We start from the raw sequence: 21,731 nt of genomic DNA, 5'->3' as shown, positions 1-21,731 counted from the left end.
TATGTTCTCCTACGATATTCCTTGTCCAAGTGTGAGACAAAAAAATAGGTATAAAACACAAACTATAAGACCAAAAAAACGAAGGCGGCTGAAATTGTGATTTTCAGCAAACGAGTTCTCTCTGAATTTTAGAAATAAGATTGGCAAAGACGCTGCCATCTCAAGTAACCCTTCCATAGCAGCCTGTAGTCTGTCCGGTTTAAAGAGTAGGCCTGCTAGTAAAGCAGCCGCAGCAGCGAAGAGAAATGAAACGAAAATATCTTGTTTCGCTAAAGGTTCGCCCTGGTTGTTCTTTAGCGCGGCGTCTAAATAGGTATTCAAATAACGTATGACCAGGATGTAAGACAAAATCCCAGAAATGATCAATAAAAGTTTCCCAAAGGGTTCTGCAATGATCTCATTGATGGCGAATGTCCAATCGCCATTGCTTATTGCTGAATGTAAAATTGTCCCGGAAAACCAAAATAAGTTATACGCCGCCACCTGGAATAAGAGTAACCGGGCAAAGGATGTCTTTCTTAGAACGTAAAAAGTCAGGCATCCGAAAATCAAATTCGCAAAGGGTCCGCCAATATCAACCGCGGCGTTTCCGGGACTGCTTTTAAAGTAGACGGAAGTCAAAAGCTCAACTTTATTTCCAATGATTATGCAAGTGACGCCGTGCCCAACCACTTCGTGCAGGATGTCGGCAATCATATAGGATAAGATCCCCGTGGTTGCTACGTAGAAGAGGTTAATTTTTTTTCCCATCATTTGGACTACACCATCCATGTTAAACTTCCTGCCAGCGAAAAAGTATAGGCGGACAGACGTTTGTGATTTGCTGGCATTTCTTATTGATTTATGGTGCGGGACATTTCGATCAGAGATCTTTTATAAAACAAACGATGCGATTTGCTTCTTCAAATCCAATTTTCTTGTGAAAGTCGATACTTTTTGAATTGCTCAGTTCAGTGTCGGAGGCCAGTTGTCCGCAGCCTTTTTGCCTGCTCCAATTTTCTCCAACTTCCACTAATTTTTTGCCGACGCCCAGGTTTTGGTAATTTGGTTTTACATATAAGGCTTCCAGATAGGCAACGGGTAATTTGGTCGCTCCTTCAACATAGTCGTTTCGCACGGCCACATGGACAAAGCCTATGTAGATTTCTTGTTGCTTGATGAGATAACAAATTTCATTCTTCGCGTCCAACAGGTTTTTATAATTTTCGTACTCTTCGTCAAATGTACAATCCGTCCATAACTCCAGGACAAGTTCAATGAACGGTTTGATGTTGTCCGCTGAAAGGGGTTCTATTTCCATTTTTTGGCAATTTTAATACTTGCCCGACCCTACCAGGGCGTTATACGTCAATGATGTCGTTATTCGTCCGGCACGATTCAAACCTGCGAATGGGGCACGTGAATGGCGCGCATCCAAGTTGTGCGTTTGAAATAAACAACCGCATAGCACCAGGGACAAATGAATATTCCTTTTGCCCCTGGTGTTAGGAGTCACGCTATGGCGTCGCGCTACCTCAAGTACTCCACAATCGCATCCCGGATGCTCGTGAAAGTTTTGACGAGCATATCCTCGTCTTCTTCCAGCAGCGTTACGCGGAACCCCTGCAGTTCGGAACAGAACGATGAAATAGGCACGACGCAAACCCCTTTCGCAGCCAGCAGATAATAGACGAATCGTTTATCCAGCGCGATGTCCTTGCTCGGTGTGCCGTCGGCATTGTTCACCCAGCCTTCCACCAGCGCTTTGATCTGGGGATTGCTGATGGCGAGCGACTGCGTGGGCTTGAGGCTGCCTTCGCGGAAAATGATGGTGTTGTAGAAGGCACCAAACGTTTCGTTGAAGGTGAGCTGTGGCACGGTGCGCAGGATGTCGGAGATGATCTTGCTGCGGCGGCCGATGTTGGCGTTGGTTTGCTCGCGATACCCTTTGAAGCGCGGGTCGCCAAAGATCTTGGGGATGGCCAGCTGCGGGAGCTTGGTCGAACACACCTCGATCATCTTGGCGTTGTCGAGCGCCTGGCAGAAGCGGTTGAAGTCTTCGTCTTTGTCGCGGTTGTAGTATTCCATCCAGCCGCAGCGCGAACCGGGCCAGGGCAACTCCTTCGAGATGCCTTTCATGGAGATCCCGGGCACGTCGCCGATGATCTCGGCCAGGGCGTGGGCGCGGGCGCCGTTGTAGGTGATGTTGATATAGATCTCGTCGGCCAGCAAAAAGAGGTTGAACTCCTTGGCGATGGCCACAATGCGCTGGAGGATCTCCAGCGGATAGACCATGCCCGTGGGGTTGTCGGGGTTGATGATGAGGATACCCACCACGTTGGGGTTGTACTTCACCTTGTTGTAGAGATCGTCGAGATCGGGATACCATTTGTTGTTGGGATCCAGCTTGTAGGTAAGCGGCTCGTGTGCGGCGTGGGCTGCTTCCGCGCTGCTGTGGGTGGAGTATGCCGGTGTGGGGCCGATGACGCGCGAGGTGCGCGAAATGAATTGATACGCTTTGGAGATGGCGTCGCCCAGGCCGTTGAAAAAACAGATGTCTTCGGCGGTGATCTGCACGCCGTTCATGGCGTTGGTTTGACGCGCCAGGAACTCGCGCGTTTCCAGCATGCCTTTGGATGGACAATAGCTGTAGGTATCGTCCTGTTTCATCAGGTCGGAGATGATGTCCTTGATCCACTGCGGGAGCTTGTGATGTTTCTGGATGGGGTCGCCGATGTTCTCCCACGAGATGGTGACGCCCAGCTTCTTCAACACGTCGGCCTTCTTCACGATCTCGCGGATCTCGTAGCTCAGTTCTTTGGCGCCTTCGCTCAATAATTTTTGTCGCATAAAAACAAATCAAAAAATTTTCAAAGTCTAAAAGTAAACCTTTGCACGCCCCGCGTGAAGTGGCATGTAAAAAAAATTACAGCCGACTAACGATAGTAAGCACTGCAAAAGAAGGAAAAAGAAAAGGGGTAGGGGGCCGGGCTTTACGCTCGCGGGCCAGGGGCAAGATCCCACGCTTTGACCTGGCGGCGCAAGGTGCTATCGTCGGTGTAGCCAAGGAGGGAGGCGATCTCCTGTTTCTTCAGGTTGGTGTTCAGCATTTCGGTGGCCAGCTCTTTGCGCAGTTGATGCGAGAGGGCGCGATAGGAAGTGCCTTCGTCGGTGAGTTTGCGCTGCAGGGTGCGCGGTGTCATGGAAAGATGTGAGGCCATGATCTCCAGCGCGGGCACCTGTCCATTGAAGTCGAAGAGGAGGAGGCTGCGGATCTTTTCGGGCAGCGTGTTCTCGTTCGACAACGCATTTTGTTTTTTTACCAGCATGGCGCTGAAGAGCGCGAACAACGACTTGTCGTAGCTGAGGATGGGCGTGACGTATTGTTCGCGGGTGATGGTGACGGCATTGCGCTGGGCATTGAATTTTACAGGTGCATGAAACACCCGTTCGTATTCCTGCGGCGCGCGCTTGGAGTACGTGAACTCCACGTAGACGGGTCGCAAACTTTTGCCGGTGAGCCGGGCCATTTGCATGGCGAATGACGCAGCAGAAACGTCTACGGCCTGGCGCGCGCTCTCCGGATATTTCTTTTCATAGAGCGGCAGCGGCTCAAAGCCGACGTGCACCAGGCCCTCGCTGAACTCGAGTTTGTATTTGAAAACAGAGCTGATGGTCGCGTTGAACTTGATGATGGTGTTGAAGGCATCCTCGAGCGTCCGGCAGCTTTGGGAGAGATAGCCCAACATGCCGAAGGCGGACGCGCCAATGTGCTGGCCGATGTGGAGGCCCAGTTGCTCGTCGCCCGTCATTTCCACGGCGGGTACCCAGAAGTCGGCGGCGGCTTCCCAGTCCATGTGTTTCTCGGCGTCGGTGAGCAGGTGGGCGTCGATGCCCATGCGCTGGCAGAGGGCCTGGAGGCTGGCACCATGGGCGACCGCTCCATAGATGAGGTCGCGCATGATGGATACTTGGACGGAGTACATTGGCGTGAGGGGGTTTTGGATTGTCGCAAATTACACGGATTGGGGTGGCCTATGGTTTCGTGTTCATACCTAAAAAGAAAAAAGAACATGAAACGATTTCTGAAGATCACCGGCAAGATCGTGGGCTTCCTGGTGGCCATCGTCCTGGTATTTGTTGTCTATATCGAGGTTAGCTACAAACGCACCTTCCAGGCGCCACCCACCGGCATCACGGCAAGCCGGGATACGGCCGTGATTGCCCGTGGCCGGTATATTGTGAAAGGCCCGGCCCACTGCTGGACGTGCCACGCCAGCAAGGAGGCCATTGCCCGCCAAGGCAACGACCCCGGCAGCACGCCGATGAGCGGGGGCGTGGAGTTTAAGACGCCGGTGGCAACCTTCTATACCCCCAACATCACACCCGACAAGGAAACGGGCCTCGGGCGGCTCAGCGACGAGCAGGTAGCCCGGGCGATCCGCTATGGCGTGAACCACAACGACCACGCCCTGGCCCCCTTCATGATGTTTCAGTCGATGAACGACGAGGACCTGACGGCGGTGATCTCTTACCTGCGGTCGACCCCCCCCGTGAAAAATGAAGTGCCCGAACGCGACCTGAACCTGTTGGGAAAATTGATCTCGCGGTTCTTGCTCGAACCCAACCTGAAGCCCGATGTGCTGCCTGCGGTGGCACATGATTCGTCGTCGGTCTATGGCGAGTACCTGGTGCAGGCCATGGCAAATTGCCGCGCGTGTCATACGAAGCGCGATGAGACGGGCAATTTTGTAGGGGAGCCGTTTGCCGGTGGCAGTCCAATGGAAACAGAAACGGGTACCTTCATCACCCCCAACCTCACCCCTCATGCCACGACAGGCCGCATCTATACGTGGACGCCGGAGCAGTTCGTGCAGCGGTTTAAGTTGGGAAAGGGACCGGAAGGGAGTCACATGCCGTGGGAGGCGTATGCGAACATGTCGGAGCAGGACCTGAAAGCGATCTATGCTTTTTTGAGAACGCTGAAGCCGGTGGATAATAAGGTGGCAAGCACGTTCATTCCCAGGGCAGTGGAGCAGACAAATTAATCATCGCGATAGCTTCATGATTATTGATAGCCGCGTCGGGCATTCTAGCGGCGAGGTCAGGGCTAAAGCCCTAGTGATGAGTTGTTGTTAACCCTGGCCTAAAGGCCAGGGTTATTCAGATGCATTGAGCCGGGTTGATCAGATTTCATTTGAATTGGATTATTGAAAACCTCCGTCTTACTCGACTAATGAAGGGCCTCGTTCTGAGCGAACAGAAATTTGACTGGTAGACGCATCACTCTTAAGTAAGCAGGGAAATTGAAAAAACGAATCAATAACCCCGGCTTTTAGCCCTTGTCCATGTACATATCCTTCGAAGGGAAATATGAATAACCCCGGACTTTAGTCCGGGGTACACAAGCCATATCTAAATCACGGGCTTTAGCCCTGACTTCGGCCGTGATGCTCATCGGAGATCACGATATTTTCGTCACTACTCTTCATAACGGTATCACTTGCCTAGATACTTTTATGAGCCGTGCATGATATTTTTATCAGGCTCATCAAAAGTGCCCGGCCAGGGATAGAAATGGAAAGCCCGAAGTGTGTAGGACTTGGGCGTGGCCGGACTTGGAATGGATAGCCCGGCCCGAGGTACGAGGGGGCCGCCAATACTTTTTATTTCCGCGACTATTTTGTCTTTGGTAACTTGTTGTCTTCACCTCTCATGGCGTAGCCGAACCAGCTTGGCGACTTCGTGATAAGCTGCCCCGAGATGACTTCGTCCAGCCATCGTTCGTACCAGTCCAGAAAATTAGATTCGAACGTGAAGCGTGGCTTTTGTCTGTCCAGATCGAGATTCACCACTCGGCCTTTATGTATTCCATTGACGACGATGGCGTGAATGTACGTACACCCTTGCGAGCCTATCGGCAGGAGTCCTCCGAAGATCTTTCCGATTTCCGTTTCATACGCTTCATCGGTCATACTCTCGTTCTCCTCAATAGATTGGTTAAGCATTTTCCAGTATTCATCGGACATGTCGGGGAAGATGACCGGTGGCTGATGGATATACTTTTCAGTTTCAGAAAAGATCAACTCGTTCACATTTTTCCCTAAAGGATAGATTCCATAGAATGGTCCTGCTGCAGAATTAGCGTAGGACTCACCGCCATTTCCAATGTTGAGAATGAACGCCTTGTAGCATTCCGGGAGCTGAATGGAGTATTGATTTTCAAATTGCTCCACCGCCTGAAGACTGGCGGTTTTGCCGAGTCTGTATTTATGTCGGTTGGCTCCAAATACTTTGCATTGGAAGTCGACCCGTTTCGCTTCCTCTAATTTTATTTTAATTCTTTCAAGCTGTGCCTGGTGGAGGTACATGACGATGGCGTGCGATTACTTTTTCCTGAGGCTAACAATATTTTCCACATGCACCGTATGCGGAAACATATCTACGGGCTGCACCCTCAGAATTTCATACTGGTCGGCGAGGATGCTCAGGTCGCGGGCTTGCGTGGCGGGGTTGCAGCTCACATAGACGATGCGTTGGGGCGCGGCTTTGAGGATCATGCCGCAGACGGCTTCGTGCATGCCGGCGCGCGGCGGATCGGTGATGATCGTGTCGGGGGTGCCGTGTTGGGAAAGAAAGGATTCGTCGAGCAGATCCTTGATGTCGCCGGCGTAGAAGTCGGTGTTGGTGATGTTGTTGATGCGCGAGTTCACCTTCGCATCTTCGATGGCGGCCGCAACGTATTCCAGCCCTACCACTTTCTGGGCCTGGGCAGCTACGAAGTTGGCGATGGTTCCCGTGCCCGTATACAAATCATAGACGCGCTCGTGGCCTTTGAGCTCGGCCATCTCCCAGGCCAATTTATAAAGTTGATAGGCTTGATCTGAATTGGTCTGATAAAACGACTTGGGACCGACCCGGAATTGAAGCACGCCACTGCCGTCGGGTTTGGGCATCTGTTCGGTGATGTAGGGGTTGCCCTTCCAGCAGATGATGTCGAGGTCGTGGAAGGTGTCGTTCTTTTTGCCGTTGATGATATAGTTGAACGATGTGATCTGGGGGAAATCCTTTTCGAGCCGGCGCAGGATTTTTTCTGTCCATTCCATTTTGTCGTAGGTCACCTGCAGGATGATCATCACCTCGCCGGTGTTGGCCGTGCGGATGGTGATGGTGCGGAGGAAGCCCACTTGTTTGCGGAGGTCGAAAAAGACGATACCGGCTTTGAGCGCCTCGTCCTTCACGGCCAGGCGGATGGCATTGCTGGGATCGGGCTGGAGGTGGCACTCGGTGACATCGAAAACGAGGTCGTATTTGCGTGGGATGTGGTAGCCCAGGGCCGGCTGGGGAGGCATGGCTTCTGCTGGGTTTTCGAGCGCTTTCTTTTTCTCCATTTCCTCGCGCGTGAGCCAGCGTTGAGCGGAAAAAGTGTAGTCCAGCTTGTTGCGATAGAACCGTGTTTTGGCCGAGGGCACGATGGTTTGGAGGGGAGGCAGCTCCAGGCCGCCCAGGCGTTGCAGGTTGTCGGCCACCTGTTTTTGCTTATATACTAATTGAGCATCATAGCCAATGTGCTGCCACGAACAGCCCCCGCAGAGGCCAAAATGGGTGCAAAACGGCTGGCTTCGGCTGGGCGACAGCTGTTTGACGGTGGTGACCCGGCCCTCTAAAAATGAACTTTTGATTTTGGTGAGCTGCACATCGACGGTGTCGCCGGGGGCGCCGCCTTCCATAAACAATACCAATCCATCAATCCGGGAAACACATTTGCCTTCGGCGGCCATGGTTTCGACTACAATATTCTCGAGTACGTCTCCTTTTTTCATCGGGTGGTCAAATTACGCAAATCAGGGGGTTTTCTGCTGTCGGCTTTATCCCTATATTTAATCTCTTTGAGGGGACTATGAAACGGCTATTGATCTTGCTTTTGGGTGCTTTGGCCATGCTGCCAGCAGCGGCCTCGCACATTGTGGGGGGTGAGTTTGAGATCCAATACCTCCATGACAACCTGTACCAGGTGAACCTCATCATCTATTTCGACCAGCGCAACGGCTCGCCCGGGGCCAAAGACATCAACATCGAGGCAGCCATCTACCGGAAGAGCGACAATGCCCTGATGGATAACATCTTTTTTAGCGGCTTTAGTGAAACCCCGGTGCTGTACACACAGCCGTCGTGCTCGACCTCCGACCTGCAGACATCCAAGCTGGTGTATACCACCACCGTGACGCTTTCGCCGGACCGGTACGACAGTCCTTTTGGGTACTATCTCACCTGGGAACGCTGCTGCCGAAATTATGCTATTGTTAATATTTTCAGCGACGACCCCGCCATTAGCTCCAACGCGGCCGGACAGACTTTTTACCTGGAGTTCCCCGCCGTGACCAAGAACGGCCAGAAGTTCATCGACTCGTCACCCCACCTTTTTCCTCCCCTGAGTGACTACGCTTGTCCCTACAGAAAATATTATGTGAACTTTGGCGGCATTGACGACGACGGCGACTCGCTGGTCTATACGCTGGTGACTCCCCTCAGCACGCATTCGATCATCGCCGTGCCACCACTGCAGCCTGCGCCCTATCCGCTGGTGTCATACCGCGATGGGTTTGGGATCAACAACATCATGAAGGGCAACCCGGACATGCGCATCACCCGCTCAGGTTTTCTGACGGTGACGCCCACCGTGCAGGGACTTTTTGTGTTTGCCGTGAGGTGTGAAGAGTTTCGCGACGGCAAAAAGATCGGCGAAGTGCGCCGCGATTTTCAACTGCTGGTGGTCGACCAATGCGCCCACGACGAACCACCCCAGATCCTGGGCAAGAAGCTGGCCGACGCCACCTTCGCCTACGACAACACGATGAACGTGACCTTTAGCAACACCACCGCCGATGCCGACCGTTGCATCATGGTAGAGGTTTCGGATCCGGATGCTTCGAATGTGGTGGACAACTTCACAGAGAAAATCCACATCCAGGCGATCGCGCTGGGCTTCGACAAAGACGTGAGCGGCGTATTGCCGGCTTCGACAGAGGCGACGCTGATAAACGGCAGCACACAACAATTCCGCATCTGTTTCCCGGAATGCCCATACCTGGAAGGACCTTTCCAGATCGGGATCATTGCCTACGACGACGCCTGCAGTTTGCCCATGAGCGACACGCTGAAAGTGACCGTCAATATTCAACCGCCGGCAAACAACGACGCGCATTTTGTCGTCCCTGTCGCCGACGTGACCGAGACCGTGAATGAAGGTGATGTGCGAACGTGGGACCTCGATGGTGTTGACCTGGATGGTGACATGCTCGTGTTCGGCGTGATCGCAGACTTTCGCCTCGAAGATGTGGGCATGAAGGTCGTGCAGGTGAAGAATGTTGCCGGAGAATATCAGGCACAATTGCAATGGGACACGCATTGTGACGTCTATGATTTTACCCATGGCACCGACTTTAAAATAACGTTCACACTGGAGGACCTCGACCACTGCAATTTCAACCACCCCGACAAAAGGGTGTTCAACCTCAAAGTGAAACTGCCCGGCAACCTGGATCCCATCATCGACTCGGACCTGACCGCCAACCCCGCCGAACGACGCGTGCTGGGCCTGACGCGAAAGGTGAATGAGACGCTGTCGTTCAATGTGTTCGGAAAGGATGGCGACAACGACTTCATCGTGCTGAGCGGGAAGGGGGTGGGCTTTGATATGGCCGACTACAACATCGAGTTTCCCGGCAGCAACGGCAGGGGGCAGATCAGCTCGCTCTTCAAATGGAATATCTTCTGCGATAAGATCAACCTCGGTGTGAAAGACACGTTCCTGTTCGAATTCCTGGTGGTGGACAACGCCAACAAATGCCGGTTCTACAAGGCCGACACGCTCGACGTGAGCGTGATCGTGGAGCCTCCCGACAATAACCAGCCCACCTTGCTGGTGAACAACCTGAACCAACAGATCCAGTTTGTGAACAACGCCATGACCGTGGAATTGGGTCAGCAAATCACGCTCGGCCTGGTGGGCACAGACCCCGACAATGCGCCACAACCCGATATGCTGACCATCGACCTGATCAAAGCGGAAGGCAACGTGCCCCCCACCGGCTACATCTTCGCCGAAGGCACGGGACGGGGCTCAGCCGAAACCACCTTTTCCTGGAAACCCGAGTGTGACATCTTTTTGGATGGTGTCTACGAAAATCACTACACCTTTACCTTCAACGTGACTGACGACCGCTGCTTCAACACCAAAGGCGACACGGTGGCAGTGGACATCACCATCAAAGACGTTGAACACGACAGCCGCGATTTCCTGCCCCCCAACTTCATCACCCCCAACGGCGACAACTACAACGACTTCTTCGCCATGGTGCGGCTGGACGAATCAACGGGCCAGCTGGTGAACATCCTGCCCCGCGACAACTGCGTGGGCGTGTTTGAAGGCATCGCCATCTACAACCGCTGGGGCCGCCAGGTATTTGAAAGCACCTCGCGTGACTTCCGATGGTATGCCGACAGTGAGGCGGCGGGGATGTATTATTATTTGCTGAAGTATTCTAATAAAGAATATAAGGGGGTGATCACCCTTTCATTCTATGATCATCAATCGAATAATCGGTGAGGTTTAGTAGTCAGTAGCCAGTAGCCAGGGTGCCTGGCGTTCCAGCGTGTCTTAGATAATTCCAGAAAAAATATAGCGGCATTTGTGTTCGCCGGCGGCCTTTACAGGCTGACGGACAGGAGATTGTTTCCTTTTATGTAGGCCGTGGTGCCATTCCACATCACCTGGACCCAGACGTCGCGGTGGCCGACGATCTCTACGCGGTGGCCTTCGTCGATGACGCTGATAACGGCAGCGCCCGGCGAGGGGCCGTCCATGAGGTAGGTGTTGGCGTTGCCCACGATGCCCGTGCTGGGTTTTTCACCCAGGTTTATGTGGACAACCAGGACGAGCAGCACCAGCATGGACACGATGCCCACGGCGATCGGGCTGCGTCCACGGCGGCGCAGGGCAAAGGTGATGCTGAGGAGCAGCAGGGCCAGGGCCGCCAGGCCGATGGAAAGGGGCAGGTAATAGTCGTGGTAGAAGGTGAGAAAGCGGTCGGCGTCGGTGTGGTCGTAGCCCTTGAGGTTGTATTTGGTGGCCAGTTCCTCCATTTTATCCAGCACCTGTTTGTCGTTGCTGGCCAGGTAATAAAGATTGAGGTAATAGAGGGCTGGGCCGATGCGGTTGAGGCCCTCTTCGATATAGGCCATCTTGAGGAGCATGGCGGGTGAATATTCGTGCTGGCTTAGGATGGACGCGTAGTGGTCCAGCGATTGGGTGTATTTTTTTTTGCCATACAGCGAGTCGGCCTGCTGCAAACGGAAGCGGCCCACCTGCGCGTGGAGGCTGCCAGCCCCGAAAAATAAAGTTAACCCCAGAATGGCGAGAAATTTTAGAACCCGACTTTGCATATTTTTTATATCCTGTTACCTTTGCGTCCTCAATTACGGAAAAGCGCTCTAAACAGGCAAATGGACGTGATTGAATGAGGATTCCGTAGCTCAGTTGGTAGAGCAATACACTTTTAATGTATGGGTCCTGGGTTCGAATCCCAGCGGGATCACAAGTAAGATTAGAACCATGCGCCCCGAGCCTCTCGGGGCGTTTTTTATTTTATCCGGGCGGACCAAGCGCCTCGCGTGAGGCCGACGGGATAAAATAAAAAATGCAAGCGAAGCGCGACACATTGTTTTGTTCTTCCCACACTGAGTTTCCTGGGATCACCGAAGGTAATCCCAGCGGGATCACAAAAGAGGCGCGAGCCTCTTTTTTTGAGTTCATCTCAAACCAAAGCCGTTCAAATCTTATGATTTGAGCGGCTTTTTTGTTTCAGCCTTAGTGTTTTTTGTTTATTCTTAAGTTGCGCTTAACCCATTAGAATGTGTTAAAGAAATACCTTGTCGAACAGATAAAAGATAAAAATTGGAAGACCGTAATCCAATCTTGTCAGTCACTAACGGATAGCGAAAGACTGGAGCTTATAAAACTCCTGAAGGATGAGGATACCACGAAGGACATTTTTGATGAAGTGGATCGTGCGTTGGGTGAAGAAGAACGGGCTGCATTTTATGAGAATCATTCCCGGGTAAGGAGATGCTACTACTTAGCCCTTCTTGCCTGCACACGTAATTATTCTGATCTGAAGCAAACAGAATCCAAAGTGAATGGTTGGGTATTAAACCCACTGCGTGAATTGCTGTGTGCGTCGGATTACGTGGCGCTGGAGGCTTTTTTTAATCTGTTTCCGCCTGACTATCTGGACAAGGTAATCCAAGAAATGGCGAAAGATAAATTCAGGATTGTTGATTTTAGAACCCTGTGGAGAATTTATGAGTTAGGATGGGTAAGTTTTGATGAGGCTTATTTCACCAGGAGCCTGTTTACTATCCAGATGTTTAATAGAAACACAAAAGCAGACACGGATTTCTTAGCGGGGAATGAGAAAGCGTTTCACCAGGTTTTTCTAGTTTTTTATAGAAATGAAGTACCGGTTCTGGACATTTCGAAATGGCAAGCGAGAGAGGGGTTTGTTTGCAAAAAGGTGTATGAATATTGGACGGAAGTAATTATTCTATTAAATGAAAGGGGAGTAGTTTTTGATCGATCGATCATTAAGAATCTGTTGGAGTCGCTGTTGAATAACTGGAAGAAAGGTCATTTAGATTGGCACACCAGGCTGCTTGAATTATTTCATCCAACGGAAGATGAATTACTAGAGCACCAAACTTTACTTTTCGCGCTGTTCGGCACGAATAACCCCAGTCTCATCAATTTTGCCTTAAGGAATATCCAAACCATTCGTAAGGCGAAACGATTTAATGGCCTAGGCTTTACTGAAAACTTTGCCTTGTGTTTCTCCAACGACAAATGCATCAAAGCGATTTTTTCCGGTTTGGATATCGTGGAAAACGTACTTACTAACCCCGATTACAAGGACGTGGATTTTTCCGAACGGTTAGCGGTGTTACTGATGCATGCTGACGCAAACCTTCAGGTGAAGACTGCAACGCTATTGCTTAAGTTTACCAATGCTGAGAATTTGAATATCATTGCTGCTCCGTACACTTCGTATCTGAAGCAAAAAACAAAAGATACACTTTCCATTTCAAGTGAGTCAAAAGCAAGTGTAAATGCGGATATAGCGGAGACCAAACAAGTTGCGGAATTGGCTATTGCTTCCAACTGGGATGAATTGCTATTCCAGGTTGGCAATTGCATTCACACCAAATCGGCAACGGATATAGATCTGTTATTGGAGGGAATCAATCAACTTCAAAATCAGATACCGGTTGATTTGGAGAAGCAATTGAAACCTTACACCAAACAACTTTTTAACAGGTCATGGGAAAATCATGTAATGGCTTATTTTTCATTGTTCATCGAGGGGTGGATAAATGAAAAGGAAATCGATTCAGACGAAGGCAGGTATGATCCTATTCCTTTTCTCAAAAACAAGTGTAATCTATTGATTGAAAAATTGAAGAGGAAGAATCGTTTGCCTTTTCTTTCAACGCCAACGCATCGGCCCTTTTTTATTCATCCCACGACTTTGGTAAAAAGAGTTCTGGCTTATGAAGAAGTTGGCGGTGTGATTTTCTATGAAGACTTGATCGTGGCTTGCAATCGTACGTGGTTTAAAAATGCAGACAATGAATCGAGGACGTTGGCGAAAAAAATGAAGGGAAAGTATGCGAAGGCCTTGTCATATTTTTTAGGTGTCTCTGATAAAATTGAACCTACTGAAGAGACTCTTGCCCTATGGGCGCAGGTAACAAGAATCAGGAACCCCGATGCTGTGTTTACGGAGTTTGAAAATACAAGCGCGAGGGAGTATCCGTCTGTGATTCATCCGTTAATGCTAGACTTTCGTATCCACACGGAGTCGAATCAATACGCCACCTGGCACAAAATGATACTGGGGGGAAATTGGAATAAAGCGTGGTACCTCGATCAGGAGCCCATCAGCTATGATCACATTTTTTACAATGTCAGCACGCTAAAGAAAGCATCCCGTGTTGATATACCCTATCAGTTAAGTCTGAATCCGAATTATGTTGACGGACAGATTAGCCGTTATATACCCAATTGGACTACCGGAAATGAAGTGGACGGATTTGAGTCCTGTTTGTTTCCATTGCAATTCCTGGTTGAAAATAAAATCGAAACGCATCACAGTGGATGGATTTATATAGCGGCTTGCCTGATGTTTGAGAAGAAAATATCAAGGGAATTGGCCAGTGAGTATATTGAAATGGCATTGGTTGAACAACATAAAGACCTGGATCACCTGGCTGATCTGATTGGTAATCTCACCGCACAAAAATTTGGACCGGTGAACCGGCTACTGGAATTTTTTGATAAGCCCAACACGAATCATCCTGTAAATGCTTTTAAATTTAAAGTGTTAGGAAAATGTCTTGAGTATTTCGACATGCAACAACTGCCAGCCAATAGCAAAAAAGTCGTGGAGTATTATGAAGAATGGGTGCATCGCCTGGGCGTGAAAGGAAATGAAGAGCTCTTGGCCAAAGTCAAAACAAAGAAGAAATAATGATTCAGGATTTTGAATATCGGTATGCGTCTGCATCAACTGCCCAGGTGAAAGATGGCAGTACGGCATTGCTGTTTGCGCATTGTTCGGAAATTGTAGAAGAGAACAATGTGCCTTGTTTTTTCTATGGACAAATTAAGGATTCCTTCGTAGCGTCGAAATGCATGAGCGCGCTGGCCCGGACAGTAGGTTCCCATTATGCGCTTACGCCATCTCAAATTTTTTATTTAAAGGACCCGATTGTTTCGATAGGGAACAAAGAAATGCGTTGGGAAGCTTTTTCATCCTGCAATAGTGTTTATGCCCGTATTGATATTTTGGAAAATGGTATTGATGGGGAGTTCTTGCAATCCGGCTGCACTAATATCGACTTTAATTCCGATACTGTCAGGGCATTTAATACGGTTACTCAGAAAGAAAAGCTATCGGTAAGTATAGGTTCGAAGGAAGTGAATATTTCTACAGAGCGGAATAGCACACAGGAGAAGAAAGTTAAATTACCCAATCGGTGGATTAAGGGCTTGGGAAATGTGCAGGTTTATCTTTCATCGATGGAGCTTGCCTTTACCCTTACGAAGATTGAAGCAACTCAACTTTTTAATACGTTACCAAAGACAGCCGTAAAGGGAAACTATTATCTACACAAAAGCGGATTGTCTTATCAATTCTCCCCTTCGTCAAAACCTGACGGCTTGAAAATAGGAGGGGTACACCGACTGAATTTACTGCAAAACTTGCTTTTGCTCACCGAATCCGTCAGCTTCTATAGAAGTGATGATGAACAGTGTGTAGCGGTGTTGTTGCGATTTGGGAATATTCAGATGTCATTCCTTTTTTCAGAAAGTGTATATCGCGGATTTTCAGGTGAAGGAAAGAATTTGGAAGCCTTAACTGAAAAGGTTTCAGAAGAGCTGATTCTTGGAATTAACAATTTTTTTAAAACGAATGAAGTATTTCATCCCACGTTGATTTCAATTGAACATGACATTCCGCTTACGGTAATGGAGACGCTGCAATCATCCTTGTCTAGTATAGGGTTATTGGGGTACGAACTTGGTGATCGCCAGTTTTTCTACAGGAGGCTGCCGTTTAAATTGGAGCGTCTAAAAAGCTTTAATCCGAGAATTCAAAATGCCATTAAACTTGTAAGGGATAATGAGGTGATGATCCTTCAGCAAACCGACCAATACATAAAAGCTGAAGTAAAAGGTTCAGGAGATGTATTGCATACGGTCATTGCGAATAATGATGTGTTTCAATGCACCTGTAACTGGTACACGGCCAATAAAAACAATCGAGGTTTATGTAAGCACATTTTGGCAGTAAAAATGAAATTGAGCAAGTAGGATAGTTTGCGCTTTGAACTCCATCTGTACTTCATCGATTTACGTCGCTTTTCGTTAAGCGAATTTCTTGATTGCCTCGAGGCTTACGGGCGTAAAGGCGTTTTGGATTAACGTCAAAGAATCGCTCGTGTGTGAATGTGGGATGGCAGGGCTCACGGCAATCCTATTGGCTAATAATTCAACTTTCTCTTTTGTTGCATAAAGCAAAATGGATTTTATTTTATTAATTGCTTCAGTATATTCTTTAATAAGAGAACTGTCCCTGTTTCTTAGTACTAATTGTTCAGCCGTGATTAAAGCATTTGCTTCATTTTCGGTAAACATGGCGGGTGATTACTTCCTTGTCTGGAAATTTAATTTGGATGTTGTCGGGATTTTCGTTTGGAGTTTTTGGCGAAGAATAGGTATATTTAACACACTTCCACCCGATATCCATATAGCTATGTTAGATCCCATTAAGTTAGCTCATTTCCGGAATCTCATTTCACTCAGTGCAGCAGACGGTAAGATAGAAGAGTTGGAGCGTGTTGCCCTGTCAAAGATCGCCTATGAGAACGGCATTCCCCTGGACCGTCTTAACCTCATGCTCGACCGGGCGAACGAATACCAATACCTCATTCCACAGGACAATTCAGAAAAAGAGAAACAACTCGACGACATGATCCGGCTCGCGCTAGTAGACGGAGATTTCTCCCCCGCCGAACGGGAACTGATCAATATAGTCAGCGAGAGGCTCGGATTTTCCAAACCAGCACTCGAAAAATTGATCGACGTCGTGTTGGCTGAAAACTAACAGCAAGGCAGGGCATAGCTAGCCTTCTTTAAAACAGGGACTTCATCAACTCAACTTCTTTAGGGTCTAAGTTCATTACAGATTGAATGCTCTTCATGAGTTTCTCCATTGTTGATGTAGTAAATAGAATTAGCGTATCACCAATTTAACGGAAAATCAGATTCGGCATACCCAATCGAGAAGTCTGCACCGCTGCCATTGACGGTTACTCCCATATACCAAATGCGGACTTTATTGTTTTCGATGATTACGGTGGGGGCAATGACATCACTGCCCTCCCAGTCCAATGTAGGTTGAATGATCGGGTCAGCATATACCTCGTACGGTCCTAGTATATTTTGACTTCTGGCAACACCGATGCTGTGATCGCCTGAAATGAATAAGTAGAATAATCCGTCGGGCCCTTTCACCACATCAGGTTCTTTAATGACTTGAGCCCAGGGTAGATTTTTATCAGCTCCTGTCAAGACGGGGTTCGGAAGCTTCGTCCAATGTATTCCGTCAGGAGAAGTCGCCCCGAGAATCCCGATAAATGCCGGAGAACAGTTCTCAATACAATACCCGACATAGAGCATGTAATAGGTATTGCCTTCTTTCAATAATGTTGGAGAGAACAAGGCGTTTGCATCCTTTGAATTGGTGCCCCCAAGGGGCAGTATCGGGTCGGATGAATTTCGTGTAAACTTGATTCTGTCCTCCGAGGTAGCCAGTCCAATTTGTCCTTTCGCTACAAGGGTTCCGGCAACCTCCGCCTCCTTTTCATATCCACAATAAAACATCATTACCTTATCTCCATCCAGCATCACTGCATTGGCTTCAAGGTGATTGTCCCATTTGCCGGGATTTGCGTCAAGCGAGATGCTTTCGCTTCCCGCCTGATTATTGTCTGACGGTATCCAATGCTTGCCGTCAATTGATTTAGCTCCAGCGATAACAAGTTTCTCATGGCTATCAATAACAAGACTTGAGTAGTACATTCTCAGTGTATCGCCGTCCCTGACCACATCTGGATCTGCAGCCGTTAATGCTCCTTCCCAGACGGGGCTGGATAGTTTATTAAACGAAAGCCCTTTTTGCTGATTATCCTCCTTACAGGACAAGGCCAGGAAAGCAAAGAAAAGGCTTGTAATAAAAGTTATTCTCATAAATCAATTCGCGATTTCGAGTGGAGAAACGTTCCCTCTTTATTCATAAAAAATCTTTAGCACTCGGGACATACAAACCCTTCGCGAAAACCTTCAGCGTTTGCAGAGATTTATAAAATGCCTCTTCAATCTTTTTCTTTTTCATCAGGCGGAATACGAGTTCGACCGGCAGGGTTTTGTTCAGGTAAAAATCAATCGTCAGCTTTGTTTTCAGGGGCGCTAATTTCTCCAGCGTGAAATAGGTAACGCTTTTATCCTTCTCGTCCGTTTCACTGAACTCAATTCTCTCCGGCTGGTACTTGTAGTAGCTGCTGACGTAGGTGATCACTTTTCCGTCGGTGTGCGTGGAGCGGCAGCGCATGCCTACGCGCGGCAGGTAATGGCTCAGTTCTTCTACCTTCTCCACACCTTCCTGCCAACGGGCCCGGTAGTTGAAATTTCCGCAGGCATGGAACAGGGTGATCATGTCGTTATCGTATTCTTCGGAAACGGAAACTGCCCGGACTTTCTTTGCTAACTCCGGCGGCTGCGCTTCCACTTGCGTCAGCTCATGTTTGAGGTGGCCTAGCTGAGCATAGTGATAGGAGACATCGCCGGTTTCTGTCTGTTTGGCTCCTATGTTCCATTGCATCCAGTCGGCGAGGTTGAGCGGCTTACTATCCTTCACCAGGCTTTTGGTGATCAGCCAATATTCATGGTCGGCGATATCATTTTTCAGGAGTTGGTGTGCAACGATGATATCTTTCCCGATCAGCTTGCTGAAGTTCCGTACGGTGTACCCGGTGAACTCTCCATAGTGCGTGATGACCTTCAGGGAGAGGTTGATCGCCGAAAGGCACGCCTTACATTGACAATATTTGGTCAATTCATACGCGATCAGGTTCCGGTGGAACGAGCAAAACATATGCTCAACCTGTGTGTACAGGGCTTTCAGATCGGGTGGGTCACCGAATTTGTAAAAGAGTATGGCGTCGCCCTCTATTTCAGAGACCTCCAGGCCGAGCTGATTGGCGTTGATCAGGATCTCCAAAAGCTCCTGGATAATGAGGCGACTGTGCTCGATCTCGGTTTCGCTTACGAACCGGGAGAAGCCGCTGATATCGGGGATGAATACGAGTCCTTTGTTTTCCATTGCCTTGTAAAGGTATAAATTAGCCTTTAGAGGCTGTTACTTTGACCCGGGATAAGTTGTCATTATGCCAATATCCCGTTCCGCTGCTAACGTGCCTGCCCAGGTAAGACTCACGCAGTGGGTACGCAACAAGGGCGAAGCCCTTGTTGCCCATGATCTGAGATTTTGTGACGGATTGAAACCCCGTCCGAAACCGGTACAACTACGGCCGGTCGCGGACGGGCAAAAACAAAACGTATTCATTCGGACCCTGATCGCCGCCCTGGAAAGTTTGGAACGATTCTTAAGCAACACGGTAAACTTCGCTTATGTACAATTTCTGGCACACCAACTTCAGGGCGCTGTGGAAAAATAAACTCCACTCTTCGGTCAACCTGCTCGGTCTGACCCTCGGCATCGTGAGCACGCTCGTCATTGTGTTGACGATTCATTTTGAGCTGAGCTTCGATCGCTACCATGCCGATGCAGACCGCATCTATCGCATCGTCACCGAAAAGCAAGAACATGGACAGGTCGGGTTCACTGCGGGCATCACGTATCCGCTTCCTGAAGCCATCAGAAATGATTTTCCCGAGCTTGCCGGCGTGACCATGGTCGACGCCAACGAGACACCGCCCGTGTTCGGCATTGTCGACAGGAACGGATCGAAGAAACTTTTCAAGGAAACGAAGGTCGCCTATGCAGACCCGGATTATTTTTCAATGTTTACTTATCAATGGATTGAGGGCAATCCTGCCGATGCGTTAACCCGTGAGAAAACCGTGGTGCTCACCCAAAGTGAAGCACGAAAGTTGTTCGGTGATGCGCCGGCGTTGAACCAGGTGATCAGCTGCAACAACAAGTTCGACCTCACGGTGAGCGGCATTGTGCAGGATCCACCACTGAATACGGACCTGCCCTTTACCGTTTTCATTTCAAACCGCCTCGGCGCGGACAAGCACGGATGGGACAACTGGGGGTCTACCTCGGCTTCACTGAATTGCTATGTGAAATTGCCGGAGCATGTCAGCCAGCCCGACCTGGAGCAAAGAATGAAAACATGGCACATGAAATACTTTTCCGGCGATGCAAAGGAAACCGGGGAAAGCCGATTCTATTTTCTTCAGCGCCTGCGTGATGTGCACTTCGATACGCGGTTTCAGAATTTCAACAACCGGACCGTGTCGTCGGCGAAGTTGCTGACCCTGTCCCTGATCGGATTTCTGCTTTTCGCCACCGCCTGTATCAATTTCATCAACCTCAACACCGTGCTGATCATCAGCCGCGCCAAGGAGGCGGGTGTGCGCAAAGTACTGGGGGGTGTGCGCAAGGATATCGTGCTTCAGTTTCTCGGTGAGACTTTTCTGATCACTGTCCTGGCAACGGTCGTTTGCGCCGGCGTCATTGATCTTGTGTTGGCAAGTCTTTCGCCGGTGCTGGGATTCAAACTCCGGTTTGAGCCTTTCACCGATCCGGTAACGGGATTGTTCCTGTTGGGCGTTCCCTTTGTCATCACGCTGGCGGCAGGATTGTATCCGGCGATGGCACTCGCGGCCTACAAACCGGTCGATGCGCTGAAAAGCAAGCTCACGGGAAACGCCGGCCAACGCCTCAGCCTTCGCCGCACGCTCATCGGTGTGCAACTGGTGATCTCGCAGACGCTGGTGATTGCCACGATCATCATCGCCAGACAACTGGATTATTTTGCCAATCAGCCCATGGGACTGGATACGTCTGCCGTCATTGAATTCGAGATCCCCGAAAGGGAAAAGATCAACCTCCGCGACCTGATGGGCCGCCTCGACGCCATACCCGGTGTAGAAAGTTCGACCATGAGCAACACGGGCGCAACCAGTGGCAACAAGTGGAGTGGCGATTTTGACGCGGTCGTAGACGGAAGGAAGGTCACGGCCGAAACAGGGGTGAAGTTCATCGCCCCGGATTTTCTAAAAACTTATCGCTTAAAGTTAGTCGCCGGCAAGGATCTGGCTTCTTCAGATTCCGTCACCGGTTTTATCGTCAACGAGGCCTTTGCACGGGCCATGGGCGTAAGCGCACAGGATGCTGTAGGCATGCCGGTGTCGATGTGGGGCCGGAATGCGATGATCTCCGGTGTGATCGAAGACTATCACAGCGAGTCGCTGCACCAGGTCATCGCGCCGCTGATCATGATGACGGGCATTGATGTTTCATATATCGGGGCCGTGAAGCTCCAGACAGCGGATGTGAAAGCGGCTATGCAGGGCGTTGAAAAAGTCTGGAAGCAGACCTTTCCAAACTACGTATTCGAATACACCTTCCTGGACGACACGATCCGTCAGTTCTATGACGCCGAACGGAAAACGTCCCGCCTGATCTCGATCTTTTCCGTAGTGGCCATCCTGATCGGATCGATCGGGCTGCTCGGCTTGGTATCCTTTATGGCAGCGCGCCGGACGAAGGAAGTCGGCATCCGCAAGACGTTGGGTGCCAGTGTGGGCAGCATCATGGCACTCTTCTCGAAGGAATTCATGTACCTCATCGGGATCGCTTTTCTGATCGCCGCGCCGGTCTCGTATTATTTTATGAAGCAATGGCTGGCCAACTTCGCCTATCGCATTGAGCCGGGAGTGTTCCCCTATCTGGCAGGCGTCTTTGTCATCATGACGGTTGTATTGGTAACGGTAGGCATCGTGGCCTTCCGTGCCGCCTCTGCCAATCCCATCAAGTCCCTGCGCGATGAATGAATAACATGTGGCCCTAGGGGGATCGCTTTCAGAGTCCACGAATAAA

16 protein-coding genes and 1 tRNA gene are annotated in these 21,731 nt (G+C 49.8%); 7 read left to right on the top strand and 10 right to left on the bottom strand.

Translation table 11 applies throughout. The annotated features are described in order from the left end of the window. Window positions 1-9: 9 nt before the first annotated feature. The 4 genes from BUB30_RS10405 to BUB30_RS10390 form a co-directional block, all read right to left on the bottom strand. Window positions 10-696 carry a hypothetical protein gene (locus tag BUB30_RS10405; protein ID WP_178377071.1) on the bottom strand — a complete coding sequence of 229 codons (687 nt, stop codon included), beginning with the start codon at window positions 694-696 and terminating at the stop codon, window positions 10-12. Between the two features lie 166 nt (window positions 697-862). Beyond that, window positions 863-1,300: an aminoglycoside 6'-N-acetyltransferase gene (aac(6'), locus tag BUB30_RS10400; protein ID WP_073133387.1), complete on the bottom strand. Its 438-nt coding sequence runs from the start codon at window positions 1,298-1,300 to the stop codon at window positions 863-865. 209 nt (window positions 1,301-1,509) lie between these two features. Beyond that, entirely contained in the window at window positions 1,510-2,829 is a 1,320-nt protein-coding gene (locus BUB30_RS10395) for a pyridoxal phosphate-dependent aminotransferase (protein WP_073133385.1), read from the bottom strand. A gap of 143 nt (window positions 2,830-2,972) precedes the next feature. Further along, window positions 2,973-3,965, bottom strand: a complete 993-nt coding sequence (locus BUB30_RS10390) for an AraC family transcriptional regulator (protein ID WP_073133384.1) — start codon at window positions 3,963-3,965, stop codon at window positions 2,973-2,975. Window positions 3,966-4,052: 87 nt separating this feature from the next. Here BUB30_RS10390 and BUB30_RS34840 point away from each other — a divergent pair, with 87 nt between their 5' ends. Further along, window positions 4,053-5,027, top strand: coding sequence for a c-type cytochrome (locus tag BUB30_RS34840; protein WP_073135048.1), 975 nt, complete (start codon window positions 4,053-4,055; stop codon window positions 5,025-5,027). Between the two features lie 630 nt (window positions 5,028-5,657). Here BUB30_RS34840 and BUB30_RS10380 read toward each other — a convergent pair. Both BUB30_RS10380 and rlmD read right to left on the bottom strand, forming a co-directional pair. Continuing rightward, window positions 5,658-6,350, bottom strand: a complete 693-nt coding sequence (locus BUB30_RS10380) for an SMI1/KNR4 family protein (RefSeq protein ID WP_073133383.1) — start codon at window positions 6,348-6,350, stop codon at window positions 5,658-5,660. A 15-nt stretch (window positions 6,351-6,365) separates the two neighbouring features. Then, entirely contained in the window at window positions 6,366-7,802 is a 1,437-nt protein-coding gene (gene rlmD / locus BUB30_RS10375) for a 23S rRNA (uracil(1939)-C(5))-methyltransferase RlmD (RefSeq protein ID WP_073133381.1), read from the bottom strand. A 77-nt stretch (window positions 7,803-7,879) separates the two neighbouring features. Here rlmD and BUB30_RS10370 point away from each other — a divergent pair, with 77 nt between their 5' ends. Further along, a complete protein-coding gene (locus BUB30_RS10370) occupies window positions 7,880-10,588 on the top strand; it encodes a T9SS type B sorting domain-containing protein (protein WP_073133380.1) in 2,709 nt (902 codons plus the stop codon). 101 nt (window positions 10,589-10,689) lie between these two features. Here the strand turns inward: BUB30_RS10370 and BUB30_RS10365 are convergent, their stop codons facing one another. Continuing rightward, a complete protein-coding gene (locus BUB30_RS10365) occupies window positions 10,690-11,424 on the bottom strand; it encodes an SH3 domain-containing protein (RefSeq protein ID WP_084138010.1) in 735 nt (244 codons plus the stop codon). Window positions 11,425-11,503: 79 nt separating this feature from the next. Between BUB30_RS10365 and BUB30_RS10360 the strand changes: the two genes are divergently transcribed. The 3 genes from BUB30_RS10360 (at window position 11,504) to BUB30_RS10350 (ending at window position 15,910) form a co-directional block, all read left to right on the top strand. Beyond that, window positions 11,504-11,576: transfer RNA gene (locus BUB30_RS10360), tRNA-Lys, on the top strand. 318 nt (window positions 11,577-11,894) lie between these two features. Beyond that, window positions 11,895-14,564 carry a DUF6493 family protein gene (locus tag BUB30_RS10355; protein WP_073133377.1) on the top strand — a complete coding sequence of 890 codons (2,670 nt, stop codon included), beginning with the start codon at window positions 11,895-11,897 and terminating at the stop codon, window positions 14,562-14,564. Then, on the top strand, window positions 14,564-15,910 hold the full coding sequence (locus BUB30_RS10350) for an SWIM zinc finger family protein (protein WP_221408690.1): 1,347 nt from the start codon (window positions 14,564-14,566) through the stop codon (window positions 15,908-15,910). The genes BUB30_RS10355 and BUB30_RS10350 overlap by 1 nt, the downstream gene beginning before the upstream one ends. 54 nt (window positions 15,911-15,964) lie before the next feature. Here the strand turns inward: BUB30_RS10350 and BUB30_RS10345 are convergent, their stop codons facing one another. Then, window positions 15,965-16,234, bottom strand: a complete 270-nt coding sequence (locus BUB30_RS10345; RefSeq protein ID WP_221408689.1) for a hypothetical protein — start codon at window positions 16,232-16,234, stop codon at window positions 15,965-15,967. A gap of 118 nt (window positions 16,235-16,352) precedes the next feature. On the opposite strand from BUB30_RS10345, the gene BUB30_RS10340 reads away from it, so the two are divergent. Beyond that, window positions 16,353-16,703: a tellurite resistance TerB family protein gene (locus BUB30_RS10340; RefSeq protein ID WP_143164848.1), complete on the top strand. Its 351-nt coding sequence runs from the start codon at window positions 16,353-16,355 to the stop codon at window positions 16,701-16,703. Between the two features lie 137 nt (window positions 16,704-16,840). On the opposite strand, the gene BUB30_RS10335 is transcribed toward BUB30_RS10340, so the two are convergent. After that, a complete protein-coding gene (locus BUB30_RS10335) occupies window positions 16,841-17,848 on the bottom strand; it encodes a glycoside hydrolase family protein (protein WP_073133373.1) in 1,008 nt (335 codons plus the stop codon). A gap of 43 nt (window positions 17,849-17,891) precedes the next feature. Further along, window positions 17,892-18,980 carry a DUF2652 domain-containing protein gene (locus tag BUB30_RS10330; RefSeq protein WP_073133372.1) on the bottom strand — a complete coding sequence of 363 codons (1,089 nt, stop codon included), beginning with the start codon at window positions 18,978-18,980 and terminating at the stop codon, window positions 17,892-17,894. 308 nt (window positions 18,981-19,288) lie between these two features. Here BUB30_RS10330 and BUB30_RS10320 point away from each other — a divergent pair, with 308 nt between their 5' ends. Beyond that, entirely contained in the window at window positions 19,289-21,685 is a 2,397-nt protein-coding gene (locus tag BUB30_RS10320) for an ABC transporter permease (protein WP_073133367.1), read from the top strand. Window positions 21,686-21,731: the final 46 nt, after the last annotated feature.

Origin of the sequence: Chryseolinea serpens (genome assembly GCF_900129725.1) — a bacterium.
Taxonomy (GTDB): Bacteria; Bacteroidota; Bacteroidia; order Cytophagales; family Cyclobacteriaceae; genus Chryseolinea; species Chryseolinea serpens.
This window is presented reverse-complemented; position numbering and strand designations above follow the sequence as displayed.